This is a genomic window from Sphingobacterium sp. SGG-5 (genome assembly GCF_011043525.1).
Classification (GTDB): Bacteria; Bacteroidota; Bacteroidia; order Sphingobacteriales; family Sphingobacteriaceae; genus Sphingobacterium.
On record NZ_JAAKGO010000001.1, the window covers coordinates 285,339 to 303,641 of the forward strand.

Annotated in this window: 12 protein-coding genes; 1 reads left to right on the forward strand and 11 read right to left on the reverse strand. The window is 40.9% G+C overall.

All coding sequences use genetic code 11. The annotated features are described in order from the left end of the window. Nucleotides 1-44 precede the first annotated feature (44 nt). On the reverse strand, nucleotides 45-1,802 hold the full coding sequence (locus G5B30_RS01215) for an OmpA family protein (RefSeq protein ID WP_165318126.1): 1,758 nt from the start codon (nucleotides 1,800-1,802) through the stop codon (nucleotides 45-47). Between the two features lie 171 nt (nucleotides 1,803-1,973). Between G5B30_RS01215 and G5B30_RS01220 the strand changes: the two genes are divergently transcribed. Further along, nucleotides 1,974-2,639: an HAD-IA family hydrolase gene (locus G5B30_RS01220; protein WP_165318127.1), complete on the forward strand. Its 666-nt coding sequence runs from the start codon at nucleotides 1,974-1,976 to the stop codon at nucleotides 2,637-2,639. Nucleotides 2,640-3,197: 558 nt separating this feature from the next. Here the strand turns inward: G5B30_RS01220 and G5B30_RS01225 are convergent. Genes G5B30_RS01225 through G5B30_RS01270 form a run of 10 tightly spaced genes read right to left on the reverse strand, consistent with a single transcriptional unit; the run spans nucleotide 3,198 to nucleotide 18,072 of the window. Beyond that, a complete protein-coding gene (locus G5B30_RS01225) occupies nucleotides 3,198-4,805 on the reverse strand; it encodes a sulfatase family protein (protein ID WP_165318128.1) in 1,608 nt (535 codons plus the stop codon). Nucleotides 4,806-4,835: 30 nt separating this feature from the next. Next, nucleotides 4,836-5,954: a hypothetical protein gene (locus tag G5B30_RS01230; RefSeq protein WP_165318129.1), complete on the reverse strand. Its 1,119-nt coding sequence runs from the start codon at nucleotides 5,952-5,954 to the stop codon at nucleotides 4,836-4,838. Between the two features lie 32 nt (nucleotides 5,955-5,986). Next, a complete protein-coding gene (locus G5B30_RS01235) occupies nucleotides 5,987-6,544 on the reverse strand; it encodes a hypothetical protein (RefSeq protein ID WP_165318130.1) in 558 nt (185 codons plus the stop codon). Nucleotides 6,545-6,557: 13 nt separating this feature from the next. Continuing rightward, nucleotides 6,558-7,967 carry a sialate O-acetylesterase gene (locus G5B30_RS01240; RefSeq protein WP_165318131.1) on the reverse strand — a complete coding sequence of 470 codons (1,410 nt, stop codon included), beginning with the start codon at nucleotides 7,965-7,967 and terminating at the stop codon, nucleotides 6,558-6,560. Nucleotides 7,968-7,995: 28 nt separating this feature from the next. Further along, nucleotides 7,996-9,447, reverse strand: a complete 1,452-nt coding sequence (locus G5B30_RS01245) for a Gfo/Idh/MocA family protein (RefSeq protein ID WP_165318132.1) — start codon at nucleotides 9,445-9,447, stop codon at nucleotides 7,996-7,998. A gap of 6 nt (nucleotides 9,448-9,453) precedes the next feature. After that, the gene (locus G5B30_RS01250; protein ID WP_165318133.1) at nucleotides 9,454-9,774 is read right to left on the reverse strand and encodes a hypothetical protein; all 321 of its coding nucleotides are present in this window, start codon (nucleotides 9,772-9,774) and stop codon (nucleotides 9,454-9,456) included. A gap of 33 nt (nucleotides 9,775-9,807) precedes the next feature. Further along, a complete protein-coding gene (locus tag G5B30_RS01255) occupies nucleotides 9,808-11,523 on the reverse strand; it encodes a hypothetical protein (RefSeq protein WP_165318134.1) in 1,716 nt (571 codons plus the stop codon). Continuing rightward, nucleotides 11,516-13,027, reverse strand: coding sequence for an arylsulfatase (locus tag G5B30_RS01260; protein ID WP_165318135.1), 1,512 nt, complete (start codon nucleotides 13,025-13,027; stop codon nucleotides 11,516-11,518). Before G5B30_RS01260 ends, G5B30_RS01255 begins: the two co-directional genes overlap by 8 nt. 10 nt (nucleotides 13,028-13,037) lie before the next feature. After that, nucleotides 13,038-14,672: a RagB/SusD family nutrient uptake outer membrane protein gene (locus tag G5B30_RS01265; protein WP_165318136.1), complete on the reverse strand. Its 1,635-nt coding sequence runs from the start codon at nucleotides 14,670-14,672 to the stop codon at nucleotides 13,038-13,040. A 4-nt stretch (nucleotides 14,673-14,676) separates the two neighbouring features. Continuing rightward, on the reverse strand, nucleotides 14,677-18,072 hold the full coding sequence (locus G5B30_RS01270; RefSeq protein WP_165318137.1) for a TonB-dependent receptor: 3,396 nt from the start codon (nucleotides 18,070-18,072) through the stop codon (nucleotides 14,677-14,679). Nucleotides 18,073-18,303: the final 231 nt, after the last annotated feature.

Genomic DNA, 18,303 nt, shown 5'->3' on the forward strand with positions numbered 1-18,303 from the left:
ATAAAGGGTTTAGTGGTATTCGTTTTCATATTAAGGTTCTTTATTTAAAAATCCAATACTTTAATTTCGGTACGCCTGTTTTCTTGATGCTGTTCTTCCGAACAGGAAACACCATTCCCACAATTGTTCTTCAATCGCGTTTCTCCATAGCCTTTTGCAATCAGTCGATTTCGCGACACGCCGTTCTGTACCAAATAGTCGACGGCAGCATCCGCACGGCGTTGTGAAAGCTTCAAGTTGTAGCTATCATTTCCCCGACTGTCGGTATGAGACGACAATTCGATACGCAGGGAAGGATTTTGTTTTAAGATGGACACCACATTATCCAAGATCAATGCCGCATCGGGACGGATCGTGCTTTTATCAAAATCGTATAAGATATTTTTCAGCTCCCATGAACTGTCTTTCGCCAGTTCACACACACCCAGTTTTAGCGTGACGTATAAAGTCTGACTGCGATCCAATCCTTTGGTCGAGACCATTTCGGTCTGGGAATACTTACCCTGTTGATTGGCGACCACCGTAAATTCACTTTGTGCTTCTAACTGATAAATGAACTTCCCTTCCAGATCTGAGATCTGGCTGATATTAGTTTTGCTTCCGGTATTGGTCAGCATGGTATTGATACCGCCGACATTATGCTGGCTGACACAATCGAACGTCTCGCCTACCAGTGTAAACCGTGGGTCGTCGTGATATATTTCTTTAAAAATCACATTCGAATTACTTTGAAAATCCGTTTCGGTCAATACAAGTACAGGAGTCTTTATACCATTTTTCTCACCGATGACCTGATAACGGCCGGGCTTGATACCTGCTATTTTTGCAGCTTGCCCACTTGCATCCGAAATCGATTTCTCCTCACGGTCATTTCCCATGACAGACACGGTGACACCACTCAGGGCTAAATTCGTCTGTTTGTCCTTAACCACAATCTGCAAATCCTTTGCAGCCGCCACAGGTTTAGGGATATCGTCATATTTTATAGGCTCTTCTTTCACAGGTGGAACAACTGGAGTCGATTGGCTACCAAACATCATCTTCACCCCGATGCCTGCCTGTATTGTTTTATGCAACGTTCTATTGGCAACCTGCTGCTCTTCGTAATGATCCAAAAAGCTCTTAACGGAAGTGGTCTCCTCCACGGGAAGAATTTCTACACTATTCCGCACGGTAAACTGGCTAGGTTTATTGCCGAATTTGGTGCCAAAGGTTTGCACATAGTCCACATGGGCAAACAAAGCAACCTTCGGGCTTATTTTATAATTGAATCGCAAGCCCCCTAAGGCCGCCCAGCTATTCGCCTTGTTGGTCGAATCATTCTCGGTCCACTGCGGATCGTAAAGCACCTGATTGCCGCTGCCATCATCGTACGTCATGGTCCGCACATACTCCGGAAAGTATTGCATCATCATACCTCCTCGTACATAAGCCTCCACATGAAACTTGTTTTTGCTCCATTTATATGTGGGTCCTATTGTAAAAAGGTAGTCCTTGAATCGCGCTGGATTACGATAGTCTGTTCCAAAATGGCCATTTTCAAACTTTAAGCTATCCTGCTTATTTATGCCGTTGTAGATATAACGGGCATCTATGCCTATGCCAAATGTATTGCCTGAGAAATATTTATCGACAAAAAATCCGCCGTAATAGCCGATTTTAGTATCACCGATTTTCTTATAACTGTCCATCGGCACACTTGTGCCTCCTTGAATACCCACTTGGAGATCTCCTTTTACACGCTCCTGTGCAAAAGAGAAAAAGGAGCTCCAAACCATCCATACTAGTAAAAGTCTTTTCATAACCTATCATTTTAGTTTCTACAAATCATACAAGCGCATTTTTCTGATGCACCTGTAATTTGTAATCAACAGATAGGGAGAAATGTTACCATCGATAGCCTTAATCGATAGGACAAATTAACTGTACATTTATGATTTGTATCTTTGCGGATCAGAATGAATATATAAAATATGCAAAAATATAGACACCTGCTATTTGATTTGGATGGAACATTAGCCGATCCTTCCGAAGGGATTACCAAATGTATTGCTTATGCTTTGGAATACTTTGGCATCAAAACCGATAACCTGGATACGCTACGATCATGGATAGGTCCTCCCATCAAAGACTCCCTGATGCAGATCTATCATTTTGATGAAGCACAGGCCAATCTTGGTGTCGAAAAATACCGGGAACGGTTTACGGACATCGGTATATACGAAAACAGGTTGTTTGATGGTGTGCAGGAATTATTGGAGCGATTAAAAGATGAAGGCTATTCCATCTATTTAGCAACCTCTAAACCAACTGTCTTTGCCCAACGGATCGTGGAGCATTTTAAAATCGACACATATTTCGACTTCATTGGAGGTGCCGGATTAGATGACTCCCGCCCTACCAAAGGACATGTTATCCAACATGTAATGGAGGAAACAAATCTGAGCGACCCCTCACAGGCATTGATGATAGGAGATCGGAAATACGACATCATAGGTGGACAAGCTTTTCATATGGATACAACGGGTCTCTTACATGGATTCGGAAGCCGGGCAGAATTACAAAGTGCAGGAGCAACTTATATTTTTGACAATCTGGCTGAATTGAAGAAGGAGTTATTGTTTCTCAACAGTTTTTAACCCAGATTCCGCGTTAGGAATGTAAACGAAGCGGAAGGCTGCAGTTCGTGATCTAATATGGTCTGGGTTTAACTATATGGAGATATAGGTCAATAAATAAGCCGCTGTGTTGTTCGGAAAACAAAGAGCCATAACATCATCGCAAACAGCTATAACATGGCCTCAAACCGCGTTTACAAGGCCCTAGACACGAATATATGCAGGTAGACAGTATTCACATCGTATAATTGCTACGTAACATACCTGAAATGAAATAAGATCTCCATAATATTGGATAATTAATACATTATAAAGAAATTTCAATTCAACATATCGTGTTTACTGAGCGGGAGCTGCTGTATTGTGTTGGTGACAATCTATATTGTTTCTGTCAAAATGAGGGGAACATGTTTACAACGGGTAAGCAATTGACATGAAACGGTAAAAACAACGGTTCTAAGGCCATCACCTCTGGAATAATGGACGTTGTAGTCAGAATAAATACATTACATTTTAAGACAAAAGTAAATCACTTTGTACGCATGTTACGTAGTACAGAAAAAATGAACGCTGTCGTGTTTATTTCGCAGTCTGATTTTTAATTTGATTTAGCAACATTTCCAGTTCTTTTAATTTATCTGGATATGTTTCTGCTAAATTTTCTTGTTCACGTAAATCGCTATCGATATTATAGAGCTGAGGTTCCGTATTATTTCCCATATCGGTTTTCGGATATGTGTAAACGTTAAACTGTGGCTTATCTGTCGGTTCTATATATTTCCAGCCATCTTTTACAAGAGACAAGGTACTGCTCATATTCTGCTGAACTACATGCTGGCGTCCCTTAGAGGTTTCTCCAAGCAGAACAGAACTATAGTTTCGACTATCCATAGCCAACTTATCTGCATTCGTATTTCCGGTTAACGCTGCTAATGTCGCAAGCAAGTCAACCTGACTAAAAAGAGCCTTTGATGTACCTGCTTTTATGTTCTTAGGCCAACGAACGATAAATGGAACTCTTGTGCCTCCTTCGTAAGCACTGTATTTTCCTTCCCTAAGACTTCCCGATGGTGTATGGCCACCTAGATTTTCGTAAGAGCCATCAAGATAACCATCATCCATTACCGGTCCGTTATCGCTGGTAAAAATAATGATGGTGTTTTCGGTTAGCTTAAGTTCATCCAGTTTATCTAATATTTGCCCAACAGTCCAGTCCATCTGCAGCAGGACGTCGCCATACACGCCAAGTCTGCTTTTACCAACAAAGGTCTCTCCCGGTACACGCGGTACATGCAGGTCATGTGTAGCGAAATAAAGGAAGAAAGGATTTTCTTTATTCCGGTCGATGTAATCCAGCGCTTTTTGGGTTAAGGTTTCCGCGATCTGGTCATCTTGCCAGAGGGCAGCTTTTCCTCCCGTCATATAGCCTATACGGGGTATGCCATTAATGATGGTTTGGTCGTGTCCAAAACTTGGATGCATGCTGACAACATCGTTTTTTCGTCGTGTCCTACTATCATAGCTTACCACAGTACCGGTTTCAACCTCGAGATTGTATATTGTAGAAGTATCGCCAATAGGATCTCCATAGCTTACCTGAATGGGATCTGATGGGTCAAGTCCAACCACTTGCCGGTTCTCCACAAAAACACAGGGGACTCTATCCGCAGTAGCGGGCATGATGAATATGTAATCAAACCCGATATCTCCAGGTCCCAACATGATCTCACCATTCCAATCCGGACCACCAGTAGGCCCCAGTCCCAAATGCCATTTTCCGACCACTCCCGTCGCATAGCCGTTTTGCTTTAACTCCTTCGCTACCGTTGTTTGGGAGGTATCAATAGTCAATCCGGCATCTCCCGGCGCGATACTCACATCTTTAATATTACCAACACTCCAGGTCGTTGTATTTCTCCAGTGGTATTTCCCCGTTAAAAAAGAATATCTGGACGGCGTACAGATGGAAGCCGTCGCATAGGCATTGGTAAACAGCAAGCCCTCTTCGGCAAGCCTGTCAACATTAGGGGTTTTGATATGCGTTGCACCATACGAACTCAAGTCGCCATAACCAAGATCATCTACATATACAACGATAATATTGGGCAGGTCCTGATTATTTTTTTGGCAGCTGATTGTCGTGATACCGAAGATTACTACCGCTATATTAAAAATCTTATTTTTCATCTGTCTATAGTTTGCTTTTTAAGAGTGATTTTACTCCCTTTTTAAATCCAACAAATGGAAAAAGGTATTGTCACCACCGATATATCTAATTATAAAATCAGATTGTTTTTCTAGTGCCTTAGCGAATACCGCATCATTAATAGTAAATACATTCTTCACCCACTTATCTGTTGCGGTATTTTTTATCTTCGCTGCACTAATCATTTTCTGACCATTATAATACAATAATTCCCAGCTTCCGGTGCCCGTATCTTTATAAGTTATCGATAGACTTATTTTTTGCTGTTGGGCGTTATTGAAAAAGTTTTTATCCAACGAAAAATACATTTTGCTATCGGTAGCTGGTTTGAAGGCCCTCGCAAAACGACCATATATGGTTGTATCCACGTTCCAATATGCATCACTTGTTGTTTCGGGATCTATCTGTTCTAAATGCTTGAAAAAATTACCACGGTCTACCATCCAGCCAATATCGTTATCATCTTTTCGCTTACGACATACTATTGGCCCCGCCCACAATTTTATCTCATCACCAATTTTTGCTCCTTTCGATGCAAATTCGGCTATAATTTTATGGTATCTCGCCATATTCAATCGCGTAGCTTTCCCATAAATACGTTCTGGAAAAGTTTCGGTATCTGATGCGTCCATCATGCGATGCATGGCACAAAATGCATATTCTGCTTTAGAAGGATTATGCAAAGAACTTACATGTCGATTGTAAAACTCAAGCCCCTCTAAAAATGGTTTGGATTGTTTGATAATGTTGACCTGCGGATTCCAATAATCTATATCGTAAAAAAGTGAAGCAATAGCTCCCCAATAGAACACCAGTGAAGGATTTTTCTTCACCCAAGGCTGTCCAAGCAAAATATTATCGAATTCTCCACGGGCAAAAAGTGTCTTACTGGCCGCCGCAGCCTTTTGGTGAAATTCTCGCCAAGGCCCCAATAATCGCAAATTGTAATTATGATTGTAGCCGGCGGGAAACTGTCCTTTTTTCGCCCCAAACGCTGTAAGATGTTTCAACTGCCAGTTTCGTTCGCGATCCGTATTAGCATCATCCGTAAACATTAATGGTATGATAGTTCTTCCATCCCGCCAAAGAGATTTGCGATAATATTCCCACACCTCCATTCGGAAATCCATCCACTTTTCGCGCGGAATATCATATTGTTTATCTATCGGTTTATTTGCTCCCTGATAGGGTCCTGTATCCCCGTAAAGCCTTCTGAAACATGATAATACAATAAACGATTTACATCTTCCTCCGGTAGTTTTTTAATATAGTTGCTAAAAGCATCGATAAATGCATAGAAGTATTTCAGATATTCTTTAGCAAAATAATAGGGATATTCCCTATCGGGATAGCTGTAATCACCTACAGGTTTTACCTGCACCTTAAGTACACCATGTTCATATATCCAATCGGGTGCACTCGGGCCAAACCATATCTGGAAACCAATCCCTAATCCAGCTTTCTTTGCATCAGCAAGACAGCGCCCAATAATTTCTTCAAACGCATATCTTCCCGGTTCAGGCTGCAAATCTTTCCACGTATAGATGATATACAAACTCCTTACATGTGGCGACTTTAGCAATGCTTCGCTATGAAGATTATAGGAGCCATAATGTAGGTAAGGAGCGATTCCTGGATTTCGAATACCTCTTGGTGAAATATTTTGCGAAGTTGCTGCATTCCAGATCAGTGTAAAAAGGGCGACATAAATTAATCTCATACATCTATTTTTCTTATTCATTCCAATCATCTGTTCGGAAAGGGAAAACAGGCATTCCAAAGTTGTCGTACAGATTACCTTTGCGATAATTCCTGAAACAGTATCGTACCGCAATCGGCTTATTGACCTGATTGCTGCTTACCTGTATTCCTTTTGCGCCAATAATCTTTGCTTCCGTAACCGGATAAAACTTTTTATCTTCACCGGCTATCTCTAATCCTTCGGTAAGTTTTTCATGTAAGGACAGTCCTATTGGGGCATTGTTAAACCTTAATAATATTGTGCTCCCCTGTATTTCCATCTCTTTATATTCGGGAAACGTGTAGGGAATACCCTTCACGTTATAAGTCTGGGCCAAAGCTTGATAAAGTAAGCGCTTTGCTACGGTGGTTTTATCGGGCGGGTGAATACTGTGATTGGAACCAACGTCCACTGTTGTTATAATACCGGAGTTGGGAATCATTGCTCTGGCTTTTAGCTGCGCTTCTCTCATATACGCCCCCTTAAATCCAGAAGCGTTTGAATACGTCCAGGGAGCCAGCTGCACGTAATAAAACGGAAATTTGTCTCCCCCATCCCAAAGTGCCCTCCAGTTCTTTACCATAGCCGGCAACATCTTTTCATATAGAAAAGGTGTACTGACATCCCTTTCGCCCTGATACCATAAGAATCCTCTTATACTAAAATTACGTAACGGATAAACCATTGCATTGTAGAGGTATGAAGGTCCCCAGTGATTTATACGGGTTGTGGTGTCTTTCGCCATCACTGGAAATTCTTTCAGGTATTCAGAGGCCATCCAACCTCGAACGGGAGTGCCTCCATATGCCGAAACAATAATGCCTATGGGGATATCCAGATGTTCTTGCAGCATTTTCCCGAACTGAAATGCCAAAGCACTGAAAACCGCAGCACTTTTTGGAGTTGAAACGTTCCAGGCAGTATTATCCAAATCTTCAACGGGCTGAGCAGACAGGGCAGTGGGTACCTTAAAAAGCCGAAGCTGCTTATTCGTTGCATTAGCTATTAAGTCGGCTGAATGAAGTATGGGTTGATTCATCGCTCCCCTCAACAACATTTGCATATTAGACTGCCCGGAACAAAACCAAACCTCGCCAATGGCTATATTTTTCGTAATGGTTTCCTCGCCATCGTTATAGATGATACGATAGGGACCACCTGCTTCCGGCGTGTGGATAGCTGTCAGCCATTTCCCTTCACGATCTACCTTTGTATTAATTTGCGTGTTATCCCATGACGTTGTTATGGTAACCATAGCCCCTGCATTTGCACTTCCCCATAGCTTCACCTTACTATTTCGTTGCAAAACAGCGTTATCTCCTAGTATCGACGGCAAATTGACCTTAGAAAATGAGTAAAGAGAAGAAAGAAGCAATACAAGTAATACACTATTTTTTTTCATCTATCTGTTTTTCTCGGTTTCATACTCCTTACAATTCAAAATCCTCTTTTAGAGGTTTTCTGATATCCTTAACACCCGTATTTCCACCTGTACTAAGTGAAATATCGACTGGTGTATTCTTTTTCCAGCCCCCCCTTGTAAAATCGGGTATATCTACCGCTTGGGAACGGTTGTTGACCGAAGTCTCGCTCAGCGGAAATATACAGCTCCATAAAGCTGCGTCGTAAACATCCTGGTCTAATGGCAAGCCATTACGCAGACAATCTATCGTTCGCCAATCCATTAAAAAGTCCATTCCGCCGTGGCCTCCCACCTTCTTAGCCAATTCGCCGATTTTCTTTACGATAGCTGGTTGGTATTTTTCTTCTACCTCTTTCATCTGTTCTTCGGTAAACCAATTTCTGTGATGGGTAGATATACGACCGGGCAAAGGGTATTTTTGTGCTATACCTTTGGTGCCGCTTATCAGGTGGATACGCGAATAAGGGCGCAACGAACTCACATCATGCTGCAGCATGATCGTTTTGCCTTTATGCGTTTTAATAATAGAGGTGTTCATATTCCCACGATAGTCTTTACCCGCAAAAGGTTTATACAAATCGTTTTCCTTTGCCAACTCTTCCACCCGCTGACCGAGCACAAAGTCGGCAGAAGACATCGACACCATATAATCCAATTGATCTCCCCTATTTATATTCATCACTTGACAGATTGGTCCTAAGCCATGAGTAGGATATAAATTACCTTTCCGCTCATAGTTTTCCTTGAGCCGCCACATATCCCATTTGAAATTCTTGCGGGTAAAGTTTTCCGTTAATTCATGGATATAGGCTCCTTCGCAATGGATAATTTCACCAAAAAAACCTTGTCTAGCCATATTCAGCGTGAGTAATTCAAAAAAATCGTAACAACAGTTTTCAACCATCATACAATGTCTTTTAGTTGCCTCAGAAGTTTCTACCAATTGCCAGCATTCGTCTATGGTCGTGGCCGCAGGTACTTCTACACAAACGTGCTTTCCCTGCTGCATTGCGTACACCGCTACAGGTGTATGTAAAGCCCAATGGGTGCATATATATATCAGATCGATATCGTCTCGTTCGCAAACGGCTTTCCAATCTTCCTCCCCAGTATAGATCTTTGGCTTTTGCCCCGAGTTTTTAATACGGTTGAGTGCAAAATCTATTTTATCCGGCTGTAAATCGCATAACGCGGCGATCGTTACATTTTCGATTTGGCTCATACGATATACAGCAGCCTGTCCACGGGTTCCAACACCGACAAAACCTATACGCACATTGTCGATCTTTGGTGCACTATAACCACACATATTGAAAACAGGCCGGCCCTTGTCAACTGTTGGAGAAGCATTTGCATGAGCAATATTCTGACTATTTGCAAACAACTTGGACGGCTGCAACAAAGCGCCTAACCCCAATAAACTTCCTGTTTTTATAAAATCTCTGCGTTTCTTTTCCATACTGATTTATTGCTTATTTTGGTTTCTGATTTTTTCTATATTTTCACGTCGCTGCGAATATTGTTCTGCGGTTAGTATCTCTTTTATATCCATTTCTTGTTTCTCTCTCACCTCTTTTATTTTTAGAAATCTTTCTCTATTATGCAAAGCAGTATTTTCTTTCAATGCTTTGATCTCCGCGACGACATTTTTATTCACAGTCTGGATTTTTGTTCGTTGCTCTTTTGTCATGGTAATCCCTGTCATTGGAGTTAATTTTTCCTGGTTTGTTTGGCCAACACTATACATACATATCAGCATCGTCAACGCTAAAAATAACTTTTTCATAGCAATTTAATTTTAAGATGTACTGTTTGATTTTTAATTTGATTTAATAACATTTCCGGTTCTTTCTAATTCTATAAGATGAAAAAACGTATTATCACCCCCAATATGCTTTAGTATCAAATCTGCACTTTTATCAAGTTTACCATTAAATACGGCATCCTGTATCGTAAATACCTTTTCTACCCATTTGTCTGTACCTGCATTTTCTATTTTCCCGGCACTTGCCACTTTCTGACCATTGTTATACAACAGCTCCCAGTTTCCATTTCCTGAATCTTTATAGATGACGGAAATACAGACACCTTGTGGTTCTTCACTTTGGAAAAACTGCTTATCCAATGAAAAATACATCTGGCTGTGTGAATCTTTTTTAAACGCTCTCACAAAACGTCCATATTTGGTGGTATCTACATTCCAATAAGCTTCGCTGGTTGTTTCTGGTTCAATCTGCTCCAAATGCTTGAAAAAATTACCACGATACACCATCCATCCTATATCATTATCAGATTTACGCGTACGACTTACTATCGGACCTACTCCTAGTTTGGTATCATCTCCAATTTTTGCTCCTTTCGAAGCGAATCCGGATAGTATCTTCTTAAACCGATCTTCATTCTTAGGGTTGGCTTTTCCATAAATATTCTCCGGGAAAGTCTCGGTATCGGCGGCGTCCAACATCCGGCGCATAGCACAAAAAGCCAATGGTGCTTGGAAGGGATCGCCCAATGAGCTTACGTGCGTGTTATACATATCCAAACCATCCAGAAAAAGTTCCGGATCTTTTATAATAGAAATGGCCGGATTCCAATAATTGATGTCATGAAATAATGCCGACAGGGCCGACCAATAGAATACTAAAGCCAGATCTTCTTTCACCCAATCTTGCCTCAATAGGATATTATCAAATTCTCCTCGGGCCATCAACAACACGCCCTTCTGCCTTGCTTTATCCTGTAAGTTCTGCCAGGGATCCATCAATCTTAAAAAATAATTATGATTGTATCCATGTGCAAACTGTCCCTTCTTCACGCCAAATTCGGACAGGTTGGCCAATTGCCAATCACGCTCCCTATCGGTATTGCCATCATCGGTAAAGAGCATGGGCAAAACTGTTCGGCCGTCTTTCCACATAGCGGTTCGATATTTTTCCCAAACCTCCATACGGTAATCCATCCAATCTTCCTTTTCAATTTCATACGCTTCATTTATGGGCTTACTAGCGCCCTGGTAGGGTCCCGTATCACCTGTCGAGCCCTCACATACCTGAAGAAAATGGATATGTTTTAGATCTTCAGCAGACAGCTTTTTAGCATACTTGCCAAACTCGTCTATAAACCGATAAAAGTATCTCTCGTATTCTTTCGAAAAATAATAGGGATATTTCCAATCAGCCCCTCCGGTGACCTCAACAAGTGGCACACCATTTTCATACAACCATTCTGGAGAACTGGGGCCTACCCAAAACTTTAATGCCAGACCAACACCTGCTTTTTTTGTTTCCTTCAATAGATGCCCAATAGCTTCTTCAAAGACAAAGCCTCCAGGTGTAGGCTCCAGATCACGCCAATGAAATATGACCAAAACATTTTTTACATGAGGAGACGATAAAAGATGATCCTTGTTTCTATCGAATGCATTGTAATTTATATAAGGTGTAATTCCTGGATGTGCTACAGATCGCTGCGCAATAGCTTGCGCATGGACTTTTACGGAAAGTAACACCAGCAACAAGATGAAAACTCTATTCATGATTCCCTCCTTTGAAATATTTTGCATCTATAAAATCCCATTCCTTGATATGAGCTGGCTGATGCTGCTTAAGAACAATTTTATTGATTCTTTCTATGATTTTTTGGTTTTCAGATGCTACATCTTCCGTTTCATTTCGATCTGTTTTGAGATTAAACAATTTCCAAGGGGTGTCTGGTTTACGCGCCACATTTAGTTTCACGGCTTTCCAATCCCCAATTCTTACAGCCATCTGTCCGCCTTTGCCCGGAAATTCAAAATAAAGAAAATCATGTTTCTGCTGATTCGTATTGTCTCCGAGGAGTGTCGGCAAAATAGATATACCATCCGTATTATCAGGAGCAGTTTGATTCGTTAGTTCTGCAAAAGTTGCCATCATGTCATACTGAACGGACGGCAAATCAGAAACTGCATTTGCCTCAATTTTCCCAGGCCATCTCGCAATAAAGGGCACCCGAATCCCACCTTCATACACATCCATTTTGAGACCGTTCAATCCAGACACGCTATTAAAAAAAGAAGCATTTACGCCTCCGTTAAAGGTTGCCCCATTATCGCTGGAAAACAGAATAATAGTGTTATCATCAATCCCCAACTTCTTTATTTCTTCTAGAATGACACCTACTTGAGCGTCCATATAGGTAATCATAGCCGCATAGGTCGACAGCGGATATTTTGTAGGCGCGTATCTTTGCTCACCGTAATAAGGTTTCTCACCAAACATACCGACATATTGCTTAATGTACTCATCAGGCGCTTGTAACGATGCGTGTGGGATGGTAAAGGGGAGATACAAGAAAAAAGGATTGTTTTTATTTTCCCGGACAAAGCCTATCGCCTTTTCCATCATTTTGGTTATGGAATAATCTTCTCCCTTATAATATGCGAAATCGCTATCAGTAGCCGTTGTAGCGTCTAACTTTTTATGGACATCAATAACGGGGTTTCTGAGCGTATCCCATTTATCATTTTCCCATAAATGAGTAGGATAATAATTATGGGCCTGTTTTTGGTCAAGGTATCCATAAAAATAATCAAACCCCTGTTTTAACGGGCTTCCCGTAGTATTGGCCATGCCAAGCCCCCATTTGCCTATCGCCGCCGTTGTGTAACCAGCATTTTTGAATAAATGCCCGAGTGTAAATGCATTTTCGTATAATGGCATCTGCCCCTTTTCTTCATCATCAGTAAACCCACCTAGTTCGGAATTACTCCGTATATAAGCATGCCCGGCATGTTTTCCGGTCAGCAACATGCACCGGGCAGGGGCGCATACGGGAGAACTGGAATAGTGTTGGGTGAATCGCATTCCTTCTTCTGCTATTTTATCAAGATGGGGGGTCTTTATCTTTTCCTGTCCGTAACTACCCAGCTCGCCATAACCTAGATCATCTGCATAGATGTAAATAACGTTGGGCCGCTGTGCTTCTTGATCTTGTGCAAGAAGCGAGTTCCATAACGAACAAAAAAATAACGAAACAAAAGCTAATTTGTGTAAATTCATTCTTTAATTTTTAATTTGTGTAACCGGGATTGGGTTCTATTTTGCTTAAATCTATTTCTGCTGTCGGAATTGGATACCATATTTTATACGATGCCCAATTGGCCTGCATCTGCGATGCCAGAGCATTAAATGCGCCGTAATCAGGATCTAGATCTGCAATGGCCTGTGCGATCCGTCCAAACCTGATAAGGTCTATTCTTCGCCATGCTTCAAAACATAACTCACGACTTCTTTCATCCAACAATTCTTGTACGAAGTCGCTTCTATAATAATCGCTAGCCAATAGCCCCGCTTGTACATCGTCGTTAGATACTGCTCTTTTTCTCACCGCTAATAAAAAATCTCTAGCTTGTGGCTCATCTCCTGTATAATACAATGCTTCGGCATGTAAAAGCAATATATCAGCATACCTTAGAATAGGCGTCGCACCTAAAGACAACTGATTGTCTATGAGTTTTGGTACCGGATCCATATACCTAAACTTACCTACACAATACGTTCCAAAGGTAGGCGCAGTAGCTTCTCTTGGAATATAATAGGCTACTCCATCTATAACCTCCACAGGTTCAGTCGCCCGAAGTTGAAATACCAGATTGTGAGATCTTCGTTCGTCTACGGCATTATATAACGCCCACAACTCACCCGTCGGTCTTAATATAGCGGTTCCGCCACCAACCAAATTCCGATTACCGCCGGGAATAAGAAATTCATTCCATTGATTATAGTTGCCGCTTACTGAATTGGTACTTGATAGGATATAAAAGAGACATTCTTGATCCTTGTAAGAATCTGTAGTTTCCCTAAACAGATAATCATAGTTAACGATCAATTCATATCCGCTGTTATCCACAATATCCTGTGTTACGGTCAGTGCTTCTGCATACATATCCTGCCAGTCCACCCAATCGAAACTGTTGAGTTGAAATCCTAAGTCACTACCTACATTGTTATGCCCACAGCTGGCCAAATAGGTATATACTTTTGCCAGATAGCCTGCCGCAGACCATTTATTCGCTCTCCCCATAGTAGACGCCCGGTTTGGCAAGATTTCGTAGGCATATTTAAAATCGCTGATAATTAATTCGTAGACTTTCTGCAAAGACTCCCGTTGCGCATGCGGATTATGCTCTGGAGTTGTATATACGGGTACACCGCCATACATCATGGCAAGATAGGTGTAAAAGAAACCTCTGAGAAAATGTGCTTCACCTTTAATTTCATTTTTTCTATCGTCGTTCATCTCCACATCATCAATCTTATTCAATAAATAATTGGTACGGTTTATCCCTGCAAACCAAAAGAAAAAATTGTATTGAATGATTTCATTCTGACTGAAAACTTCATGAAGGGCAAAAGGTCCAACATCTGGTCGCAAACCGTTATTTGGATTGGGGATTAATTCGTCCACACCAGCATTTAGCAGCACATGCATACTCTTCCTGAATGTTACTCCAGCTCTTGGGCCGGACACACTCTGCACCTGATTTGTATTTAAAATACTATAACATCCGGTAAGACCTAATTCTGCATCTTTGGCAGTTTTGTAAAAATTTTCGACCGTTCCAAATGAATACGGCTGTGTATCCAACATCTTGGAGCAAGACACCAAGATCATCGGAATAATAGCAAATAATATCTTTTTCATTTTATTAAAATGTAGCATTTAAACCAAATAAAAAGCTTTTTGTACGTGGGTATGAAATTCGGTCTACACCTGGCAACAGGGGATTATTGCTGCTTACCTCTGGGTCATAACCGGAATATTTTGTCCAGGTAATAAGGTTCGTTCCCGTAAAAAATAAACGTAAATTACTGATGCCTATCGCATTTACAAAAGACGCTGAGTTAAAGCGATATCCCAAGGAAACATTTCTCAACCGCAGCCACGATGCGTCTTCCACATAATAGCTGGACGAAAATTGTGCAGGCGCATTATAACTTGCGATATCTCCATACGAATGGGTTGGGTTGTCGGGAGTCCATCTGTTAAACCAAAAATCCTGCAAAATATTTTGCCATGTACTATATACCCCTCCTTCTAATCGATATTTCGATAAATTAAACAGTTGATTGCCATAAGACCAATCAAAAAAAACATTCAAGTCGAAATTCTTGTAGTTTATGGTATTATTGAGCCCTCCAAAATGCTTCGGAAAACTACGACCTATAATCCTCCGGTCATTGTCCAGATCGATCACACCATCAGTGTTTAAATCCTTAAACTTAAACGATCCGGGCTGAACATTTACACCAGTTTGATTCACAACTCCTTCTCTCAGCGTATATGTCCGATCCAAATGGGGGATATTTGGATCACTATTATCCTGCCATGTAAAATCATTTATTTGGTAAACACCATCAAAAATATACCCATAAAAATCTCCTATCGCCCCCCCTTCCATTACTCGTCCCTGATCTCGTACTAATTCGCCGGGTATATTTACCGTGATGAAACCAACATCGCCAATTCTTCGTACTTGATTTTTATTTGTGGAGATATTAAAATTTGTCGTCCATTTAAAATCTTGTTTATCGACATTAACCGTAGTTAGGGCAAACTCAATTCCCTTATTGTCCACCTGTCCGAAATTTTGCCATTGCTGCACAAAACCTGTTCGGGTAGGTACGTATGCAGGCAGAAGCATGTCCTTCGTTTGTTTATTATAGAAATCGACGTTCAATAGAATGCGATTAGCCGCAAAACCAATATCTAATCCCGCATTATATTGGACCGTAGTTTCCCATTTCAAATCCCGGTTTGCCATAGAAGCCGGAGCAAGACCAAGCTCTCCATTATAATATGTATTTTCTAAAGTCGCTAGATATCTAAAAGATGGAATTCTCTCATTACCGGTTTCTCCATAACTTAAACGCATTTTCAGATCACTGAATATATTCCATTTTTCAACAAACCTCTCTTCTGAAAGTCGCCACGCATAAGCGAAAGACGGGAAATATCCAAAACGGTTGCCCCCCCCAAACTTATCGGAGCCATCTGTCCTGAAAGTAGTCGTAAATAGATGCCGGTTAAGCAAGGTATAATTAAGCCGGCCAAAATAAGAAATACGATTGCTGATATCGCGGTTTGATCCAATATTATTCATTACAGACCCTTTACTGATATCATCAACTCCAGTACTTTCATCTAAAAAATTGGTATTTCTTAAATGAAAGTCTTCGTAATTATATCTCGTAAGCTCGAAGGCAGCCATTCCTTGCAACACATGATCCTTGTTAAATCTCTTTGTGTAATTCAGCTGTGTTGTATTGAACCAAGAATATGTCTTTTTATCCTGCAGAATCCCTACTCCGTTATACGCCCGTCCCTGCGTGGTTTCACTGCTATAAAACTCTTTTCCTTTCGAAGCCGATAAAAATCCGCCCAATGTATTTTTTAATGTAAAGTTGTTATTGAGTTTGTAACTGGCGTAAGTACTGATATCATCTCTTAAGAGAGATGTTTCTCTATAAGAGGCGTCAATCATTGAAATAGGCGAGATATACCTATCAATTAAATCTATCCCTTCATTGTAATATTCCAGGGGCCTGGCAAAAGAAAGGTTTTGAATAATTCCCAGATTTGTGGCTCCTTCTGTCACGGTATACCCCATTTTCAAATTGATGCCTATTTTAAATCTCTTATGGGAGTGGTCCACCCTTAACCTGACATTATAGCGGTTATATTCATTATTCATCAAAATGGTTTGCTGATTCGCATATCCTGCCGAGCCCGAATAAGTTGTACCTTCTCTTCCGCCCGAAAAAGAAAGATTATGCGTATGGGAGAAACCAGTTCGTAAGATCTCATCCTGCCAGTTGTGAAAAGGTATAGCATACGGGTCGCGAGGTGCATCCAATTCGTTAAAAAGACCGTCTCCGTTTGTATCAATATAGAACAATGAAGAGTTTGGTGTAACGACTTGTCGATAGTCGATATAATCTGTCGGGTCTAAAACGGAGAGTTTCTTAATCGGTTCTGAAAACCCGGATGTTCCGTTATATTCGATATTCATACGACCGGCTTTACCCGATTTTGTTGTAATAATGATGACACCATTAGCACCTCTAGAACCATAGATGGCAGTTGCTGAAGCATCTTTTAATACATTTATAGACTCAATATCCTGTGGATTCAGGCCTGCAAGCGGATTTCCGGCAACATATCCACCGTAATTATCATCGATCTTTGCAGATGCTACCTCGTCGGCATTTACATCGTATGGCACATCATCAATCACATATAGTGGGCTCGTACCACCATAGATCGTGTTGGAACCTCTGATGGAAATATTCATTGCCGTTCCCGGCTCGCCTGACGATGATGATATCTGTACGCCCGCCATCTTACCCTGCAATGCCTCCTGAAAAGTTAACGACTGGCTTTGCGCTATCTCGTCAGCCTGTATACTAGATACCGAACCTGTTAAATCCTTTCTTTCGATCGCATCATAGCCCACAACAACTACCTGATTTAATGCCGTAACATCCTGCTGCAGCGAGACATCTATAATCTTGTTTTCCGCTACTTTGACTTCCTGCACAACAAAACCTAAAAATGAAAAAACCAAAATAGCTTCCTCATTCGCTACTTTAATCAAATAGTTCCCCATTGCATCGGACACGGTACCTGTAGTAGTTCCTTTCACTCGAACATTTACACCCGCTAATGGCTCTCCATTGCTTTTCGTAACTTTACCTTGAATAGCAAACGTTTGTCGTATAGCTTTCGAACTCACACTTTCGGTATCTCGAAGTATAGGTTTTATCAGTATCGTTTTGTCTAAAATTTCCCAGGTAAATTTCTGTCCTTTGAAAACGTCGCTCAAAGTTTTTTCTATAGATGCTTTTTTTACATTGACACTGATGGGAGCGGCTCGTTGTAAGTATTCCGCGTCATAAAAAAAAGCATAGCCGGTTTGTTTTCTTATCTCTTTAATTACACTTTCCAACGAAGCTTCTTTTAACGACAGATTTATCTGTTGGGAGTAAACCGATGCCTGCAGATGCAGGCAGGCAATTAAGATGAGTAACACCGTAAGCTTCATAGCTAATAGAATTTTCGGTAAATTTTTTAGGTTTTCGCTATATTTAGAAAATATACAATAACCCTCATTGTCATGAATATGATTATTCATACATTTGTATAAATTAAGGTTGGAAAAATTACTTTAGTCGGTAATATTTTAAAACATGAGCCTTAAGAAGAAAAAGATGTATCAGCACCTTTTCTTCCCCCTTTCTTTAGGAAGGGGTTACTTTTATCCCCAGCTCTGTTA

Coding starts and splice junctions, on each gene's coding strand:
- G5B30_RS01215 (WP_165318126.1), bottom strand. CDS start 1,802: ATGAAAAGACTTTTACTAGTATGGATGGTTTGGAGCTCCTTTTTCTCT.
- G5B30_RS01220 (WP_165318127.1), top strand. CDS start 1,974: ATGCAAAAATATAGACACCTGCTATTTGATTTGGATGGAACATTAGCC.
- G5B30_RS01225 (WP_165318128.1), bottom strand. CDS start 4,805: ATGAAAAATAAGATTTTTAATATAGCGGTAGTAATCTTCGGTATCACG.
- G5B30_RS01230 (WP_165318129.1), bottom strand. CDS start 5,954: ATGGATTTCCGAATGGAGGTGTGGGAATATTATCGCAAATCTCTTTGG.
- G5B30_RS01235 (WP_165318130.1), bottom strand. CDS start 6,544: ATGAGATTAATTTATGTCGCCCTTTTTACACTGATCTGGAATGCAGCA.
- G5B30_RS01240 (WP_165318131.1), bottom strand. CDS start 7,967: ATGAAAAAAAATAGTGTATTACTTGTATTGCTTCTTTCTTCTCTTTAC.
- G5B30_RS01245 (WP_165318132.1), bottom strand. CDS start 9,447: ATGGAAAAGAAACGCAGAGATTTTATAAAAACAGGAAGTTTATTGGGG.
- G5B30_RS01250 (WP_165318133.1), bottom strand. CDS start 9,774: ATGAAAAAGTTATTTTTAGCGTTGACGATGCTGATATGTATGTATAGT.
- G5B30_RS01255 (WP_165318134.1), bottom strand. CDS start 11,523: ATGAATAGAGTTTTCATCTTGTTGCTGGTGTTACTTTCCGTAAAAGTC.
- G5B30_RS01260 (WP_165318135.1), bottom strand. CDS start 13,027: ATGAATTTACACAAATTAGCTTTTGTTTCGTTATTTTTTTGTTCGTTA.
- G5B30_RS01265 (WP_165318136.1), bottom strand. CDS start 14,672: ATGAAAAAGATATTATTTGCTATTATTCCGATGATCTTGGTGTCTTGC.
- G5B30_RS01270 (WP_165318137.1), bottom strand. CDS start 18,072: ATGAAGCTTACGGTGTTACTCATCTTAATTGCCTGCCTGCATCTGCAG.